This is a genomic window from Neobacillus sp. PVCKKU3, assembly GCF_058323225.1.
Map to the genome: position 1 here is coordinate 1 of NZ_JBLVQN010000006.1, position 16,447 is coordinate 16,447.

Genomic DNA, 16,447 nt, shown 5'->3' on the forward strand with positions numbered 1-16,447 from the left:
CTTATGTTGGCTCAGTAGCTCAGTCGGTAGAGCAAAGGACTGAAAATCCTTGTGTCGGCGGTTCGATTCCGTCCTGAGCCACCATTTTGATTCAATTTTGCCGGTATAGCTCAATCGGTAGAGCAACTGAATCGTAATCAGTAGGTTGGGGGTTCAAGTCCTCTTGCCGGCACTTGTTAGCAGCAAGTGCATAGTATAGATGGAGGGGTAGCGAAGTGGCTAAACGCGGCGGACTGTAAATCCGCTCCCTCAGGGTTCGGCGGTTCGAATCCGTCCCCCTCCACCATTTATAGGGGTATAGTTTAAAGGTAGAACGAAGGTCTCCAAAACCTTTGGTGTGGGTTCGATTCCTACTACCCCTGCCAATGCTGTAATGGCGGTTGTGGCGAAGTGGTTAACGCATCGGATTGTGGTTCCGACATTCGTGGGTTCGATTCCCATCAGCCGCCCCATTAATTTTTTATTGATGAATTAGTGAAAATGTTGTATTATTGGGCTATAGCCAAGCGGTAAGGCAACGGACTTTGACTCCGTCATTCGTAGGTTCAAATCCTGCTAGCCCAGTCAAACATGCGGAAGTAGTTCAGTGGTAGAACACCACCTTGCCAAGGTGGGGGTCGCGGGTTCGAATCCCGTCTTCCGCTCCAAATAATATGGCGGCATAGCCAAGTGGTAAGGCACAGGTCTGCAACACCTTTACCACCGGTTCGAATCCGGTTGCCGCCTCCATATTATGCCGGTGTGGCGGAATTGGCAGACGCGCACGACTCAAAATCGTGTTCCGTGAGGAGTGTCGGTTCGACCCCGACCACCGGTATCATAAAAACACTCATATATAATGTGAGTGTTTTTTATTTGGCTTTTTTCGAAAAGATCAGTGCTGGCCGAATAAAAATCGTTCTAATTAAGAAGGAATAACTTATTGCTTCGCAATAGAGACGAACCATTTTGGAAAATTACTTGTCTGGTGGCATATGGCTTTTCTATGCGCTGCAACGCTTAAAAAATGAGCGGTTCGGTCGTATATGGCTCTTCTATGCGTCCCAACCCTTGAAAGAATTAGCGAACCGGTAGCATATAGCCTCTCTATGCGCCCCAACTTTTGAAAAGATCAGCGAACCGGTAGCATATAGCCATTCTATGCGCCCCAACTTATAAAGAAATCAGCGGACCGGTAGCATATAGCCTTTCTATGCACCTCAACTCTTGAAAAAAACATAGGACCGGTAGCATATAGCCTTTCTATGCGCCCCAACTTTTGAAAAGATCAGCGGACCGGTAGCATATAGCCTTTCAATGCGCCTCAACTCTTGAAAAATCAGCAAACCGGTCACATAACCCCTTTCTATGAACCTCTTCGCTTGAAAAAGCTCTTTCCATTCACTCGATTAACCGAAAAATCACTCCTCTTTATTAAAGCTAATATCAATTCTATTCAAATCGTTCTATTAATTTTTTTAATAAAATATGGACAAAATATACCAATGCTTTCTGAGGACATACTAGCTTACTACACTATAACAATCGGGAAGGGATACCGTACATAATGTTTTAACGCATCAGGAGGTAAATAATGCACTATGTTATTTCAATCTTAGGTATTCTAATTGTCGTGTTTGCCGCTTGGGTGGCAAGCTCTAATCGAAAAGAGGTAAAATTTATACCCATTATTGTGATGATTGCTATTCAAATAACCTTATCCATATTGCTGTTAAATACAGAGTTTGGCCTTATCATTATCCAAGGGATTTCAAAGGTATTCAGCAAATTGCTCGATTATGCAAATGAAGGTGTTACCTTTGTGTTTGGCGGATTGGCGAATAAGGGAGAGGCACCATTTTTCTTAACTGTGCTGCTGCCAATAGTCTTCATTTCTGTATTAATAGGAATCCTGCAATATTTGAAAATTCTCCCCCTCCTTATGAGAGGAATCGGATGGCTGTTAAGTAAAGTGAATGGCATGGGAAAGCTGGAATCGTATAATGCGGTTGCGTCGTTAATGGTTGGGCAATCGGAGGTTTTCATTACGGTAAAAAAACAACTGGGCATGCTTTCAAAAAAGCGTCTATATACGCTCTGTGCCTCGGCAATGTCGACAGTATCGATGTCGATTGTAGGAGCCTATATGACGATGCTGGATCCCAAATATGTCGTCACAGCATTAGTTCTTAATTTATTTGGCGGTTTTATCATTGCTTCGATTATTAACCCTTACGAGGTAAAGCCAAGCGAAGATATTTTGGAGATTCAAAATGCGGAAAAACAATCTTTTTTTGAGATGCTAGGAGAGTATATCTTGGATGGCTTTAAGGTTGCCGTTATTGTTGGTGCGATGCTGATTGGGTTTATTGCTCTGATGGCGGCCATCAATCATGTGTTTGAGTTATTGTTCAGCATTTCTTTTCAGCAGTTATTAGGGTATCTTTTTGCACCTATTGCCTTTATTATGGGGATTCCATTATCCGAGGCAGTCAGTGCCGGGGGAATTATGGCCACCAAGCTGGTGACCAATGAATTCGTAGCGATGTTGGATTTGTCTAAGGGCAATCACAACTTCAGTAACCGCACACTTGGGATTCTTTCTGTATTCCTCGTTTCCTTTGCCAACTTCTCATCCATCGGTATTATTACCGGTGCGGTCAAAAGCTTGAATGAAAAGCAGGGCAATGTGGTCGCCCGCTTCGGTTTGAAACTGCTTTATGGCGCCACACTTGTCAGCATCCTTTCGGGTACGATTGTGAGTATTATTTTATAAAAACGGTTAGAGTTTTAGACATAAATGAAAACCCCAGCGCTTGTCATAGTTGCGCTGGGGTTTTTCGCACCTGACTTCTTATCGTCCAAGAACCTTATTCCAAAATCCAGATTTCTTTTCTTCTTGTTGTTCAGAAGCTACGTTTGATGGCTGCTTTGGTTCCGAGGGTTTAAGGATTCCTTTTTGTCGTGCTTCTTGAAGCCAGCTTGGGAACTCATTTAGTAATGCTTCATAAAGTTGATGATCTGGAATTTTATCTATATCTTCAATATGCAAGAAATTAGCGTTGTCGACAACTCGACCTTCCAATGTATCGAGTGTCCTAAGAAAATCAAAGTTGCCATTTCCGATGCCGACAAATTGCCAAAAGACCGGATACTTTGACGACCTTTCGATTAAAGATTTAATCGACTTTTTGCAGCCGCCGTCATTGATAAACACAATATAGGCCGGGTCTGGTGACAGATCTTCTTCAAGATACTTTTTCAACACGTCCTTCATGACAGGCAGTTCTTCATTTCTTCCAAATTTATGTACTAAAGCATCCTCGAGGATAATGCGATTGACATAGCCTTCAAAGTCCCTTTCAGTCACAGGCTTTAACCTCGAGAATTCATTATCATAAACCCAGACATCTAACACGCCATCATCATCAAATTGTGCGGCAATCGCCAAAATCCGCTCAACAACTCTTTGGACGGTCCCGTTTTTATACAAGTTCCTCATGGAACCGGTAATATCAAGGACCAGCCCGACTCGAGCAGTTACCTTTACTAAATTCTTCTTTTCCAAAACAACTTTGACAGATTTCTTTTGCAAATCGATTGTAGCCATAGCCATCCTCCTTGTCCCAATTAGTATCACCTATATTATAGTATTCTACTAATATAAATTTCCAATATTATCCTTACCCCGTAAATATCGCAATTTGTCGAACACTTTATGTAACATGGAGTGAAACAAGTGATATAATACAAATAACAATTAACAAAATGTTAATTAATAAATCAATAGAAATAGGTGAGCGAGGCTTTGTTAAATTATGATGTGAATAAGTATCGGACTCCTGATGGATATACGAGTGATATTGCCGTTTTTACGATTATTTCAACGGAAGTGGGCCCTTATAAGCCGCCTCAAAAAACGTTAAAAATCATGCTGATTAAACGAGCGGAGCGGACAAAAGAAGGTGACCCCAATATTGAAGGGGGGATTTGGGCACTGCCTGGCGGCTTTATTAAGCCAACGGAAACGGCCTATGATGCAGCCGTTCGCGAGTTAAGGGAAGAAACGGGTGTAGGAGGGCTAAAAATCAAGCACTATGGCGTATATGACAAATTTGGCCGTGACAAGCGGGGATGGATAATTTCGAACGCCCATTATGCGATTGTTCCAGAAAATAAGTTGGTTAAAAGGAAGGCAGCAGACGATGCAGCGGAGGTAGAACTATTCTCGATGGATGAAGTGTTTAAATTGGATCTCGCTTTCGATCACAAGCAAATTATCGAGGACGCTTTGTGGTTTATCAAAAAGGATATGTCTTTAACAACGCTCGCCAAAAACTTTTTACCAAAGGAATTTGTCCTTTCTGAGCTGCAAGGTGTATTGCTAACTGTCATGGATGAACCTTGGCTAAAGCTTGATTCTCAATTTTTTAGAAAGGCCCCGACGCTCCCTTTTATTGAAAAAGTAGAGAAGGATGGAGAGCCGCAAAAAACCAATCGTTGGTCAAAGAATAAAGCACAGTTGTACCGATTTAATGATTTTGATCCGTATGTATCGATTTATAATGCCAAATACTAATTTTTTTCTTCATTACAATTAACAGTTTGTTAATTAATAATTATAAAGGGGAGACGAGGAATGAAGATCCTGAGTGACTGGAGCTTATTTGAAAAGCTATGGCTTGTTACATTTACGCTTGTTAATGTGTATTTGTTTTTTGCATGGGACGATACGATTCTGGGGTTAATCACCTCGATTTCAGGAATGCTTTGTGTCGTGCTGGTTGCCAAAGGGAAGGTGAGTAATTACTATTTCGGCATTATTCAGACCGGAACCTATGCCTACATCTCATACGGTTATGGCCTATACGGTGAGGTCATGCTGAATGCCTTGTTTTATTTTCCACTCCAGTTCGTTGGCATCTATTTATGGAAGAATCATAAAACGGAACACACCGTAAAAGGGGAAGAAATTCAAATCAGTTCTTTGACGAAGAAAGGGTGGGGCATTACGCTTTCGGTATTTCTGGTCATCTTTGTTCTATACTCTTACCTGCTCGAAAAATTAGGAGGCAATGTCGTCTGGATTGATTCCGCTTCAACGACTTTATCGGTGATTGCTCAAATACTGATGCTAAAAAGATTAACGGAACAGTGGTTATTTTGGATCGCGGTCAATGTACTTTCGATTGCCCTTTGGGTAAAGGCATTAATTTTACAGGATGGAAACGATGTCTCCATGCTTGTGATGTGGTCGGCTTTTCTGATCAACAGTATATACGGCTATTACAACTGGTCTAAAGTTTATAAACAGCAGAAGGGAGAGGCGATGTCATGAAGAAGATTGGCTTTTACGGTGGAAAGTTTTTGCCTTTGCATCAAGGTCATGTGTACGCCGTCATCAAAGCTTCCACGATGGTTGATGAATTGTATGTGGTCTTGTCACATAGTGAAAAAAGGGATCAGGCATTGTGTAAGGGGAGCAAGCTTTCCTATATTCCAAGTCGGATCCGGCTGCGCTGGCTTTCGCAACTGACAAAGGAGATGGCACACGTCAAGGTCGTGGAAGTGGAGGATCATGACGGTGATGAGGATTACAATTGGAAGGAAGGGGCCTCGAAAATAAGAGAGGTGATCGGGAAGAGGATTGATGTGGTGTTTAGCTCTGAAATCGACTATGATCCGATTTTTAAAGAGCTATATCCTGAGGCAAAACATATTTTGATTGATGAAAAAAGGCAACAATGTCCCATTTCAGCAACGGAGATTAGGAATAGAGGAGTCTTTCAATATTGGGACTACGTTCCCGAGGTAGCGAAGCCTTATTTTATTAAAAAGGTTGTTATTTTAGGGACGGAAAGCTGTGGAAAATCAACGCTTACGAGGAATCTAGCACTCATCTATAATACTACTTTTGTAAGAGAATTCGGCAGAGATTACTGTGAAGATTTAGGTGGCTGTGATGGAATTATTTTGGAGGAGGATTACCCGATCATTGCCTATGGCCATAAACTGAAAGAATATGAAGCAATTAAACAGGCCAATAAAATCGTCTTTATTGACACTGAAGCAGCCGTCACTCAATTTTACTCAGAACTTTATAACCAGAAACACCAACGGGTCTTGGATGAAATCGCCCGGATTCAACAGTATGATCTATGCTTATTTCTTGAGCCTGACGTTAAATGGGTGGATGACGGATTAAGGGTGCATGGAGAACAACAGGTCCGAGAAGAAAATAATCAGCGTTTGAAGGAATTATTGAAGGAAAATGGAATCAAATTCGTAAGCATTAGCGGGACCTATCAGGAACGGCTGGAAAAAGCGATTAAGATAATTGGCAGAATGTTTGAGGGAGTATAGGTAATTATTTTAATTAGAAAAGCTGTTTTCGGTGACGTATCGGCTGTTGAGGGACTCCTTCGGGTTTAGGGCGTTATGGAGCTTGCAAAACTACCTGGGCTGAGGTCCCTTTTCGGTAAGGGCGTTATGAACCTTTTATAACTACCTGAGTAGAGGTCAATTTCCCGATCGGGTGTTATGAACCTTTTATAACTACCTGAATGGAGGGCCACATTCCCAATCAGGTGTTATAAACCTTTTATAACTACCTGAATGGAGGGCCACATTCCCGTTCGGGCGTTATGAACCTTTTTATAACTACCTAAACGGTGGGCCATATTCCCGATCGGGTGTTATGAACCTTTTATAACTACCTGAATGGAGGGCCACATTCCCAATCAGGTGTTATGAACCTCTTATAACTACCCAAACGGAGGGCCATATTCCCGATCGGGTGTTATGAACCTTTTATAACTACCTGAATGGAGGGCCACATTCCCAATCAGGTGTTATGAACCTCTTATAACTACCCAAATGGAGGGCCACATTCCCAATCAGGTGTTATGAACCTTTTTATAACTCCCTGAATGGAGGGTCACTTTCTCGTTCGGGAGTTATGAACGATGTTTCTAAGTTTGGCATTCGGTCAAATCGAATACCACTTACAAGTAACATAGATCCAATGAATACTACGCTAGCAGCTCCAATCAACGCTGTATTAAAACTTTGAGTATAAGATAATAGAATTCCGGCAATTGTTGGTCCTATCATTTGACCAGCAGCATAAATAGCAGTTAGATAACCAATCATTCGACTGCTATTTGATGGACTCATTTGACGTGCCAATGTTGTGGCGAGTGTGGTAATACCCATAAAAGTTGCTCCAAATAAGAAAGCACTTATCATTAAACTGGATTGGGTCAACCAGAGGACAGGCAGTGCAATTCCGATTGATTGAAGAACCATCGCAATTACTAATGATCTTACAAATCCCCACTTTTTTGCGAGGGTTGACCATACGATACAGGATGGAATTGCACCTAAGCCAACAACCATCCAGACAATTGCAGGGTCAATGCTAAAGATTGAGGTCTTTTCAGCAATTGACACAATAAATGTCCCAGTAACTATATACCCTAACCCTTCTAGTCCATATGCAATAATTAACCAAGGAAGCCATTTTAGGGGTGGTGCTTGTATAGTAACCATTTGTTTATCCTTTTGTACCTTCGAGTTTGGGGAATCTTTAAGCCAAAACCATACGAAGATCGTAAGGATACCGCTTATAATGGCTAGTCCTATCCATACACCTTCCCACGCAAATAAATCGTTAAAACTCGGTATAAAGAGCGTCGAAAAAAAGATTCCAAAGCCTACCCCTGAATAAAAATAGCCTGCCCAGTTTGTTTTTCCTACAATAGCCAGTTTATCTAGAACAATACTGGAAGCTAATACAAAAATGAATGCACTAGACACTCCTGAAATAAAGCGAATGATGAGCATCCCTGTGTAGGAGTGAGTCAGCCCCATCAAGCAGGTGGTAATAATACTTACCGCAAGACTAATTCTTAAATAAAATGTTCTATGTTTTTTAAATGGGAGAACTCCTGCTAAAATGGCCCCGGCAAAGTACCCTGCATAATTGCTTGAAGCGAGGTAGCCCGCAACAGCATCAGTAAGGGCAAGAGCCTTCTGCATGAGCGGTAAGATTGGAGTATAAGCAAACCTTCCAATTCCCATCGCAATCATTAATGAAAAAATTCCCCCAATCAAAAATAAAAAATGGTTTTTATTCAAATTTTCACCTTCAATTATAATAAATTTATTATATTTTTATCTTATCTGTTTTTTGCCATATTCTACAATACTAAAAAATGATGTATAGATATCACTTTTCTATATAACAAAAAAGGAAGTGGCGATAACTATGGATTTGTAAGCATTGAGATTTTTTTGTCAAAGCATTGGCCTTTTTTTTATTTTAAAATTACTAGCCTAAAAAATAATAACTTTCATAAAGATTTCATTTTTGATCGTTAAATTGTAATTAAGAAATCAAAAGGAGGAATTTTAAATGGAACGGGTCAGGTTTATTTTTACGGGAATCGGTGTATTGGTGGCATCTGGCGTTTTAATTTTGTTTGGAAGTTTGTTTTAAAAGTTGGCATGTCCGGTAACAACATGTATTAGTAAACATAATATTTTTCGAAAGCTAAGAGCCAACTTGTGGGACTTAGCTTTTTTTCTTTAAACACTGGTTTTTTCAGTCATTTTTCATAATGTTAACCTATCCTTATAACAATATAAATCACTACCAAAAGGAGTCTTTTTAATGAAGAACTTTAAACTGGTTTTAATAGCCTTTTTCTTTATCCTAGGGCTTAACTATGTTTTAACAGGAAACAGCCTTGTCCTAGCAGATGATCATTTTGAAGAAAAGTATGAAATTCATGGGGATGATGATGAGGGAGAAGATGGTCCTTATGAGGATATTGGCAAAACTATTGGTTGGGGAACAGTTATGACAATGGCAGCAGCTGGCGTAATATTCCCAATCAGAAGATCGATGAAATGGGCAATAAAGAATTTTCCAGCAGCGAAAAGCATGTTTATAACGATTTCGAAGTTTTTTGGGAAATATCATATCTTTATTGGAATAATCGCTTTGGCATTAGGTATCCTTCATGGGGCTACTATGTATCTAAGCGAAGGGGAATTGGAGAGTGAAGGGATTCTTGGATTGGGAGCAGCCGTCCTAATGGTGATTGCCGCTGTGACCGGAGCTTTATTATATAAAAAAAGAAAAGCTAAAAGTCTAAGAAATATACATATAACTTTAATGGTGTTTGCAATTCTTTTTGGATTCATTCATGTTTTTAGCTCATAAAATGCAAATATTTAATAATCCATTAAAGCAAAAAGGTGAGAGTACCATCTAATTTTTGGATGGTGCTGCCACCCTTTTTCCTACTATCAACTTGCAAGGCTGATTAAATTCTGGAATTAGCTTATTCAGCGTACCCCGATTTAGGAATAGAAAAGTGCCAGGTACCAACCAATTATTTAGAAGGTGCCTGGCACTTTCTCAAATTGCGTTCTTTGGTTTATAAGAAATCTTTTTCTTACTGCGAACAGAAATGACTACAGTAATGAATGATAAGATGATGAATATTCCACCTGCAAATGGAATTACATTGACTGAAAGTGTATCAACTATTCCAGCGCCAATAACTGAACCGGCAGCGACACCTAAATGAAGAGCTGAATTATTCAAGCTTTGCTGAATTTCCGATGATTCAGGCGCTGTTTCGATCAAATAAGATTGCATTGCCGGTGAAATCGCCCAACTGAGCATCCCCCATAAGATCAAGATGAGGAAAAATATTGGATGGAATTCTGTTGTATATGGAAATACAAAGAATAAAACACTAAAAACTGCTAGAGCAATAACCATTGTTTTTCGTGAGCCCAATAAATCTGCCAGTAGTCCGCCAATACCTCCACCGCATACAGCAGCGAAACCAAAAATTAAATAGATGACACTAACCCAATTAGCATTAAAATCAGTGGTTGCTTCTAAATATGGCTTAAAATAGGCATACATAATAGAATGGCCTGTCATATACAGGAATGTCGTCGTCAGCCCTAATGTGATTTTGTGATTTTTAAATGCTGCAAGCTGTTGCCTTAACGGAATTTGAGGTTTTGGTTCTACACGTCCCATTAATAGATGAACACCAATAATGGATAATGCTGTTAATATAGTTATAAGGACAAATGGTGCTCTCCAGCCAAAACTAGTTCCCATTATAAGCCCGATTGGTACCCCTAAAACTAATGAAGCACTTACTCCCACAGAGACAATCCCAATCGCCCTGCCTTTATACTGTTCTCCTGCTAAGCTAGGAGCCATAACTAAACACAATATAATTAATAGCGCTCCACTTAACCCTAAAATAATTCTTCCTAAAAACAAAATAAAAAAAGTAGGTGCAAATACTGTTACGATACAACCAATTAAAAAGATGTATAAGCAAACTAATGTGAGCCGTTTTCTTTCTATTTTAGCTGTCATAACAAGTAAAATTGGCGATGCGACCGCAAAAATGACAGCAAAAACAGTGATCAGCAAACCTGCTTGCCCGATGCTTACATGTAAATCCTCTGCAATTAAATCTAAAATGCCGCTAATGATCAGCTCAACCATCCCTATAACAAAGGATATGATCATTAAAAAATAAATACGCTTATCCATGTTGTCTTCCTTCCTAATTAGATCCCACACTATATACTATCTTTTGATGAAAGTTTACTCAAGAATAAGATAATAAATGCCATTTCGCTGCCGTTTTAACACTTTTACTAAATAATAGATATGATTACGGAATTTCTGTATTAAAGGTGGCTGACAAATGCCAGCTAAAAAGGAGTAGGGTTACTCTTATAAAAATTTTTTTCAAGTAATGGGAAGTTTAACACGATAAGGATTAAAATAAAAAAGCCTAATTTCTCGGTGCTCTAGGGAGGAATTAGGCTTTAGTTGCTTCATAAAAGAGCCCGCTTGCGGAACAACTTTATCGCCGTGATTATATATTTGGGCTGGCGGCATGCCAAAGCTCATTACTTATCGGCTGGATACTTATGAATTACTCTTAATTTTATTTGATTTTCTCGGCCAACTCTAGAATAATTCCCCCCGGCCCACGAACGAAGCATAACTTATAACTATCTTCATATTGTTGTATTTCACTAAGGATTTCTGTACCGTTCTTTTTCAATTTGGCAACAATAGCTTCAATATCTTCAACAGCAAAGGCAATATGGGTTCCCAAATTATTTGCAAAAGGTTGCTGAATTTCTCTTTCGTCTGATGATGAATAAAATTTGATTAGCTCTATCCATGCCTGGCCGTCTGGCGTTCGCAATCCTACACATGCTACTTTAACGTCATTAAGCCCAACTACCTGATCTATCCACTTTCCTTCCCATTCCCCTTGCACTTCAAGGCCAAAATCGACAAAAAACTCTATAGCAGCAGAGAGATCATTTACGATTATACCTACATGATCCATTCTGTGGATCTTCATATTTCATCCTCCTATGTTCCTGTTATTTTGCAATAAAACAATCCAAATGTTCAATTAGAAGATTCACTCAAATGTATATATTCCTATTTTAAACAAAATATAAAGATGTCAAAAAAGGCTGAAAAAAAGAGGCGATCTATGTGAAAAATATCTTAATGTTAGCTTTCATGTTTTTCTTTTTAACTATACCAAGTGTTGTCCAAGGAGAAGAATACAATAAAAAAAGTTTACAAGATGATTTATATAACGTAACGAATGATGTAACTCAAGAACAACATTTAAAACATTTTCTACTGAATTTAATTAACAAGGAAATCATTCTAGCTACAAGAGACTATTATAAAGATCAAAACATTTCTGGTATGGCATTTGACTGGGAGAAAAACTACAATGTTGTTGAGGTAACAGAGCCTCAAGTAACAGGAGAAAATACGGAATATCCATTTATAGTTAAAGTAAATGTCATCCCTGCTAACGAGAAACCCTTAGGGACTGATACTCTAACCTTCGGTATAATCGTCGATAGCCATCCCGACAAACCAGAAAACCCCTCCATTATCAGTAAGCTTTTAAAATATGAACATAAGGATTTACCAAAGGAGTAGTTGACTCCTTTGGTTTTTTATTTAAGCCATTACAATATTTCTATATACCCTTCTGTTCCATGCACACGAATTCGTTGCCCATCCTTAATCAGTTTGGTCGCATTGTCCACCCCAACAACTGCTGGTAACCCATATTCACGTGCGATCACTGCGCCATGGGTCATCAGGCCGCCAACTTCGGTGACGAGGCCTTTTATCGATACAAACAAAGGTGTCCAGCTAGGGTCTGTAAAGGTAGTGACTAATATATCTCCATCTTCTAGATTGGCATCTTCCATGTTTAAGATGACACGAGCGCGTCCTTCTATCACTCCGGAAGAAACAGGCAGTCCCACAATCGTTCCGGTTGGGAGATTTTCTCGTTTGTACTTACCTGTTACAATTTCACCATCAGACGTTATCACACGTGGGGGAGTTAGTCTTTCATATAATTTGTACTCGTCTTTTCGTTTGCTGATAATATAGTAATCCAGTTCATTTGTGCGTACGAAATCACGAAGTTCTTCAAAAGTGAGATAGTATATATCTTCCTTTTCATGAATTACGCCCGATTTTACGAGTTGTTCGGCTTCTTTCAATAAAGCCTGCTTATAAACGAAGTAGCGATTGATCATGCCGTATTTCGGATATTCCCTATAACCGATGAAATTCCGGATTAGGTCAATCATTCGTTTTGTTTCTTTGGCCTTTTGTTCACCATCTGGTAATTGCTTCAATCGTTCTAATAGCTCTTGTTCTTTTTTCAACGCTTCCTGCCGGCCTTGCTCAAATTTCCGCTTGCTGGCATTCGGCTCAAAGTTTTTGATATTGCTGAGAATCAAGGGAATAAGAGTAGTTGGTTTTTCGCTCCAACGGCATCTAGTCATATCGATTTCTCCGGCACATCGCATTCCGTATTTGTTGAGAAAAGCGAAGAAGGCGTCTCTAGCTTCCTTTCCACCATTTAACTTAACCAGTTCATCCAAAAAGTGATCATCTTTCACATGTTGTAAATAATCAATGATTTCTGGATAAGGACGAATCACATCTGCGACATCCAAAAGTGCCAGACCCATTTCTGAAGTAATATTGTTTGGTACAGATTGAGAAAGTGTGTCTGCTGAGTTTTTTTCACCTAACCACTCGTTCATTTTTTCATTGACCCATAATGAGGCATTCATAGCAGCCATAAATACAGCTGAACTTTGAGGGTCAAATAAAATCATCTTTAATTCCTGAATATCTTCTAGAATAAAATCAAATAAATCCAATCCTGATTTCGTTTGTATGTTTTGTTTTAACTCTTCAATGGATGTTTGGCTACGCTTAATCAAATCAGAAACAATTGATGGATTGTTTTCGATTTGTGCCAGCATATCTGTATTGCCTCTGCTGGGACTCGGTGCTTTATTATCATTTGGTAACGATTTTAAAAAATCTCCACGCTCAATGATGTTCATAAGTGCATCTTTCATGAGCGGATCGTGTTGTCCCATGGTATTTAGTAGAATATTTCTACTGACAGGTGAAGCCAGTTGTTGCGTTACATCAACAAACAACCTTCCGCCAGCTTTACGCATGGGGGCGGGAGTCGTTAACAGGAAAAAAGATAATCCCAATGGATTAATGGGGTCGGTCATCATTTGTTGATGACCGACAGATATAAAGACGTGATTTTCTTGATCATTCACTTCAGGGATAGGGAATAAAGTAGTGATTGGCCGGCTTTGGACGATATAAAACGTATCATCCACTAAACACCATTCGATATCTTGTGGGCAGCCAAAATAAGCTTCAATCTGTCTTCCGATGCGTGCTAATTGTAAAATTTGTTGGTCAGTAAGTGTTTGCGTCTTTTGCTGATCCAGATCGATCGGCACGGTCTCTGTTCCGCCATCTTTTCGTCCATAGATAGCTAGTTTTTTCGTTGCAATCACCTTATCTGCGATTTTATCTTCCTGTACCTTATAACAATCGGCAGATACTAAGCCAGAGACCAGTGCTTCTCCGAGTCCAAAACTGGCATCGATAGACAGCAGCTTTCGGTTAGAAGAAATCGGATCAGCGGTAAATAGGATCCCTGAAGCCTGTGGAAAAACCATCCGTTGAACAATAACGGATATATACACTTGTTTGTGGTCAAATCCATTTTGCATCCGGTAAATGACCGCACGATCTGTAAAAAGGGAAGCCCAACATTTGCTGATATGCTGCAAGATGGCTTCTCTTCCGATGATATTTAAAAAGGTGTCTTGCTGGCCGGCAAAGGAGGCATGTGGTAAATCTTCAGCAGTCGCACTGGACCTTACTGCATAAGCATGTTCCTCGCCAAACTGGGAGAGATAGTGAGTAACAGCGCTCGCAACATCGAAAGGAATTTCAACTTCGATAAGGATTTGTCGAATCTTCCTGCTGATTTCTCCAATTTGCTCTCGATCCTCTACTTTTAGCCGTGTTAGTTGATCCAATAAAGCTTGAAACGTTTCGTTTTGATCGATGGCTTTTTGAAAGGCAATTGTTGTCACACAAAATCCTTCGGGTACTTGTATGCCTTGAACTTTTGATAATTCCCCTAAATTTACTCCTTTACCGCCAACGAGCAAATGCTGCGTTTTGTCCATTTCCTGAAATCCGAGAACCAAAGAACTCATTCTACATCTCTCCCAACCAGTAATGTTCTATTGATTTTAGCAGTCATAAATAAGAATAAACAGTCTATAATAACCATTTTTTAGATGTTATAATTAAATTAGGGAGAGTTTATTTTTTTAAAATAGCCAGTAACCTGATGCCCCGGTTTGTCCCCTCGAAAGTAGTTATAGAATCAGCACTTTCCCAAAAAACCCCTTGTATTAATATCAGATATTAACATAAACTTTACAATTAGCCACTTGAATTAACATGTTTATTAATTTAATATATAAGCGAATAATTATATATCAATTTAAACTATAAATAAGTAAATAGTTATTTACCTATATGAAATTTAGGAGGTGTGTTTAATGTTACAATCAACCGTTGGAATTGAACAAACTGCCAACTTTTTAAAATTATTAGGCGATAAAACACGGTTAACCATTGTTGGGATTTTGAAACAACGGGAGTGTTGTGTTTGTGAATTGCAAGAAGTATTTGACATGAGTCAACCATCCATCAGCCAGCATCTACGAAAATTAAAGGATGCAGGACTTGTCAAAGAAGAGCGAAGAGGTCAATGGATTTATTATTCTTTGAACCCAGAAAATGAGCTTTATGGGCTTATAGAAAATATTTTGCAACATGTACCAGACCTGAAAGATAAAATCGAAATCATTAATAAAAGTAATCCCACACTTCGATGTGGCTGTTAACCTTAAATTGTATAAGGAAGTGTAGATCATGAGTAACACGGGGAAAAAACGTCTTTCCTTTTTGGATCGATACCTAACGCTGTGGATTTTTATTGCGATGGCATTAGGAATTGGATTAGGATTCATTTTTCCAGGATTTTCAGACAGTTTGAATAGTTTGCAGGTAGGGACGACATCCATTCCACTAGCGTTCGGCTTAATCTTAATGATGTATCCTCCGTTAGCAAAAGTTAGGTATGAAGAGATTGGCCGGGTCTTTAAAGATGTGAAGGTACTATCTTTATCGCTTGTTCAAAACTGGATTATTGGACCCATTCTTATGTTTTTGCTGGCCATTATCTTTCTTCCTGATAAGCCAGAATATATGGTAGGACTCATCATGATTGGTTTAGCCAGGTGTATTGCTATGGTTATCGTTTGGAATGATCTTGCAAAAGGGGACACAGAATATGCAGCTGGTTTAGTGGCATTCAATTCTATTTTCCAAATGCTATTCTTTTCTGTTTATGCCTATGTGTTTGTGACCGTTATTCCTGAATGGTTTGGAATACAAGGGGCGGTTGTTGACATTACGATTTCAGAGGTAGCTAAATCAGTTTTCATTTATCTTGGAATTCCATTTATTGCTGGTATGATTACTCGCTTCACATTAGTTAAAGCTAAAGGAAGACAATGGTATGAAAAAGTGTTTATTCCAAAGATCAGTCCCATCACATTAATTGCATTGCTATTTACTATCATTCTTATGTTCTCTTTAAAAGGGGACGTTATTGTAAGTCTGCCGCTGGATGTGGTTCGGATAGCAATCCCATTATTGATCTACTTTGTTGTCATGTTCTTTGTTTCCTTTTTCATGGGAAGAAAAATTGGAGCGAGCTATCCCGTTACAACAACACTTGCGTTTACAGCCGGAAGCAATAACTTTGAATTAGCAATAGCTGTGGCGGTTGGTGTTTTCGGGATCCATTCTGGCGCAGCCTTTGCAGCAGTAATCGGACCACTTGTGGAAGTGCCGGTCATGATTGCGTTAGTCAATGTGGCATTATGGTTTAAACGAAAATATTTTAAAGAACACGCAGCCTAACAATAATAATAAAGGTGGCTT

General features: G+C 39.3%; 13 protein-coding genes and 9 tRNA genes. 17 read left to right on the forward strand and 5 right to left on the reverse strand.

Annotated elements, in window-relative coordinates; all coding sequences use genetic code 11:
• Positions 1-8: 8 nt before the first annotated feature.
• The 10 genes from ACNQGS_RS05580 (at position 9) to ACNQGS_RS05625 (ending at position 2,755) form a co-directional block, all read left to right on the forward strand.
• Positions 9-84 (forward strand) — tRNA-Phe (locus ACNQGS_RS05580).
• Between the two features lie 15 nt (positions 85-99).
• Positions 100-172 (forward strand) — tRNA-Thr (locus ACNQGS_RS05585).
• 29 nt (positions 173-201) lie between these two features.
• A tRNA-Tyr gene (locus ACNQGS_RS05590) sits at positions 202-286 on the forward strand.
• 5 nt (positions 287-291) lie between these two features.
• Positions 292-365, forward strand: a tRNA-Trp gene (locus ACNQGS_RS05595).
• An 11-nt stretch (positions 366-376) separates the two neighbouring features.
• A tRNA-His gene (locus ACNQGS_RS05600) sits at positions 377-452 on the forward strand.
• Positions 453-492: 40 nt separating this feature from the next.
• Positions 493-564 (forward strand) — tRNA-Gln (locus ACNQGS_RS05605).
• A gap of 8 nt (positions 565-572) precedes the next feature.
• Positions 573-647: transfer RNA gene (locus tag ACNQGS_RS05610), tRNA-Gly, on the forward strand.
• Between the two features lie 8 nt (positions 648-655).
• Positions 656-729: transfer RNA gene (locus ACNQGS_RS05615), tRNA-Cys, on the forward strand.
• Between the two features lie 6 nt (positions 730-735).
• A tRNA-Leu gene (locus ACNQGS_RS05620) sits at positions 736-817 on the forward strand.
• Between the two features lie 756 nt (positions 818-1,573).
• On the forward strand, positions 1,574-2,755 hold the full coding sequence (locus ACNQGS_RS05625; protein ID WP_491486475.1) for a NupC/NupG family nucleoside CNT transporter: 1,182 nt from the start codon (positions 1,574-1,576) through the stop codon (positions 2,753-2,755).
• A 78-nt stretch (positions 2,756-2,833) separates the two neighbouring features.
• Here ACNQGS_RS05625 and ACNQGS_RS05630 read toward each other — a convergent pair whose 3' ends face one another.
• A complete protein-coding gene (locus ACNQGS_RS05630) occupies positions 2,834-3,589 on the reverse strand; it encodes a vWA domain-containing protein (protein ID WP_491486476.1) in 756 nt (251 codons plus the stop codon).
• A 198-nt stretch (positions 3,590-3,787) separates the two neighbouring features.
• Here ACNQGS_RS05630 and ACNQGS_RS05635 point away from each other — a divergent pair, with 198 nt between their 5' ends.
• The 3 genes from ACNQGS_RS05635 to nadR are packed head-to-tail and all read left to right on the forward strand — an operon-like array spanning position 3,788 to position 6,342.
• Positions 3,788-4,558 carry an NUDIX domain-containing protein gene (locus ACNQGS_RS05635; protein ID WP_491486477.1) on the forward strand — a complete coding sequence of 257 codons (771 nt, stop codon included), beginning with the start codon at positions 3,788-3,790 and terminating at the stop codon, positions 4,556-4,558.
• A gap of 60 nt (positions 4,559-4,618) precedes the next feature.
• Entirely contained in the window at positions 4,619-5,317 is a 699-nt protein-coding gene (gene pnuC / locus ACNQGS_RS05640; protein ID WP_491486478.1) for a nicotinamide riboside transporter PnuC, read from the forward strand.
• The gene (nadR, locus tag ACNQGS_RS05645; protein ID WP_491486479.1) at positions 5,314-6,342 is read left to right on the forward strand and encodes a multifunctional transcriptional regulator/nicotinamide-nucleotide adenylyltransferase/ribosylnicotinamide kinase NadR; all 1,029 of its coding nucleotides are present in this window, start codon (positions 5,314-5,316) and stop codon (positions 6,340-6,342) included. The genes pnuC and nadR overlap by 4 nt, the downstream gene beginning before the upstream one ends.
• Positions 6,343-6,894: 552 nt before the next feature.
• Here nadR and ACNQGS_RS05650 read toward each other — a convergent pair.
• Positions 6,895-8,118, reverse strand: a complete 1,224-nt coding sequence (locus tag ACNQGS_RS05650; protein ID WP_491486480.1) for a YbfB/YjiJ family MFS transporter — start codon at positions 8,116-8,118, stop codon at positions 6,895-6,897.
• Between the two features lie 535 nt (positions 8,119-8,653).
• Here ACNQGS_RS05650 and ACNQGS_RS05655 point away from each other — a divergent pair.
• Positions 8,654-9,208: a hypothetical protein gene (locus tag ACNQGS_RS05655; RefSeq protein ID WP_491486481.1), complete on the forward strand. Its 555-nt coding sequence runs from the start codon at positions 8,654-8,656 to the stop codon at positions 9,206-9,208.
• Positions 9,209-9,406: 198 nt separating this feature from the next.
• Here the strand turns inward: ACNQGS_RS05655 and ACNQGS_RS05660 are convergent, their stop codons facing one another.
• Both ACNQGS_RS05660 and ACNQGS_RS05665 read right to left on the reverse strand, forming a co-directional pair.
• Positions 9,407-10,576, reverse strand: coding sequence for an MFS transporter (locus ACNQGS_RS05660; RefSeq protein ID WP_491486482.1), 1,170 nt, complete (start codon positions 10,574-10,576; stop codon positions 9,407-9,409).
• 403 nt (positions 10,577-10,979) lie between these two features.
• The gene (locus tag ACNQGS_RS05665) at positions 10,980-11,408 is read right to left on the reverse strand and encodes a VOC family protein (RefSeq protein ID WP_491486483.1); all 429 of its coding nucleotides are present in this window, start codon (positions 11,406-11,408) and stop codon (positions 10,980-10,982) included.
• Between the two features lie 140 nt (positions 11,409-11,548).
• Between ACNQGS_RS05665 and ACNQGS_RS05670 the strand changes: the two genes are divergently transcribed.
• Entirely contained in the window at positions 11,549-12,013 is a 465-nt protein-coding gene (locus ACNQGS_RS05670; protein ID WP_491486484.1) for a hypothetical protein, read from the forward strand.
• Between the two features lie 29 nt (positions 12,014-12,042).
• On the opposite strand, the gene ppsA is transcribed toward ACNQGS_RS05670, so the two are convergent.
• Positions 12,043-14,643 (reverse strand): phosphoenolpyruvate synthase, encoded by a 2,601-nt coding sequence (ppsA, locus tag ACNQGS_RS05675; RefSeq protein ID WP_491486485.1) that lies wholly within the window; start codon positions 14,641-14,643, stop codon positions 12,043-12,045.
• Between the two features lie 351 nt (positions 14,644-14,994).
• Between ppsA and ACNQGS_RS05680 the strand changes: the two genes are divergently transcribed.
• Both ACNQGS_RS05680 and arsB read left to right on the forward strand, forming a co-directional pair.
• On the forward strand, positions 14,995-15,342 hold the full coding sequence (locus tag ACNQGS_RS05680) for an ArsR/SmtB family transcription factor (protein WP_491486486.1): 348 nt from the start codon (positions 14,995-14,997) through the stop codon (positions 15,340-15,342).
• Between the two features lie 28 nt (positions 15,343-15,370).
• Entirely contained in the window at positions 15,371-16,426 is a 1,056-nt protein-coding gene (arsB, locus tag ACNQGS_RS05685) for an ACR3 family arsenite efflux transporter (protein ID WP_491486487.1), read from the forward strand.
• The last annotated feature ends 21 nt before the right edge of the window (positions 16,427-16,447 follow it).

Excerpts from the sequence above, each read along its gene's own strand:
- ACNQGS_RS05625 (WP_491486475.1), top strand. The coding sequence starts at position 1,574 with ATGCACTATGTTATTTCAATCTTAGGTATTCTAATTGTCGTGTTTGCC.
- ACNQGS_RS05630 (WP_491486476.1), bottom strand. The coding sequence starts at position 3,589 with ATGGCTACAATCGATTTGCAAAAGAAATCTGTCAAAGTTGTTTTGGAA.
- pnuC (WP_491486478.1), top strand. The coding sequence starts at position 4,619 with ATGAAGATCCTGAGTGACTGGAGCTTATTTGAAAAGCTATGGCTTGTT.
- nadR (WP_491486479.1), top strand. The coding sequence starts at position 5,314 with ATGAAGAAGATTGGCTTTTACGGTGGAAAGTTTTTGCCTTTGCATCAA.
- ACNQGS_RS05655 (WP_491486481.1), top strand. The coding sequence starts at position 8,654 with ATGAAGAACTTTAAACTGGTTTTAATAGCCTTTTTCTTTATCCTAGGG.
- ACNQGS_RS05660 (WP_491486482.1), bottom strand. The coding sequence starts at position 10,576 with ATGGATAAGCGTATTTATTTTTTAATGATCATATCCTTTGTTATAGGG.
- ACNQGS_RS05665 (WP_491486483.1), bottom strand. The coding sequence starts at position 11,408 with ATGAAGATCCACAGAATGGATCATGTAGGTATAATCGTAAATGATCTC.
- ppsA (WP_491486485.1), bottom strand. The coding sequence starts at position 14,643 with ATGAGTTCTTTGGTTCTCGGATTTCAGGAAATGGACAAAACGCAGCAT.
- ACNQGS_RS05680 (WP_491486486.1), top strand. The coding sequence starts at position 14,995 with ATGTTACAATCAACCGTTGGAATTGAACAAACTGCCAACTTTTTAAAA.
- arsB (WP_491486487.1), top strand. The coding sequence starts at position 15,371 with ATGAGTAACACGGGGAAAAAACGTCTTTCCTTTTTGGATCGATACCTA.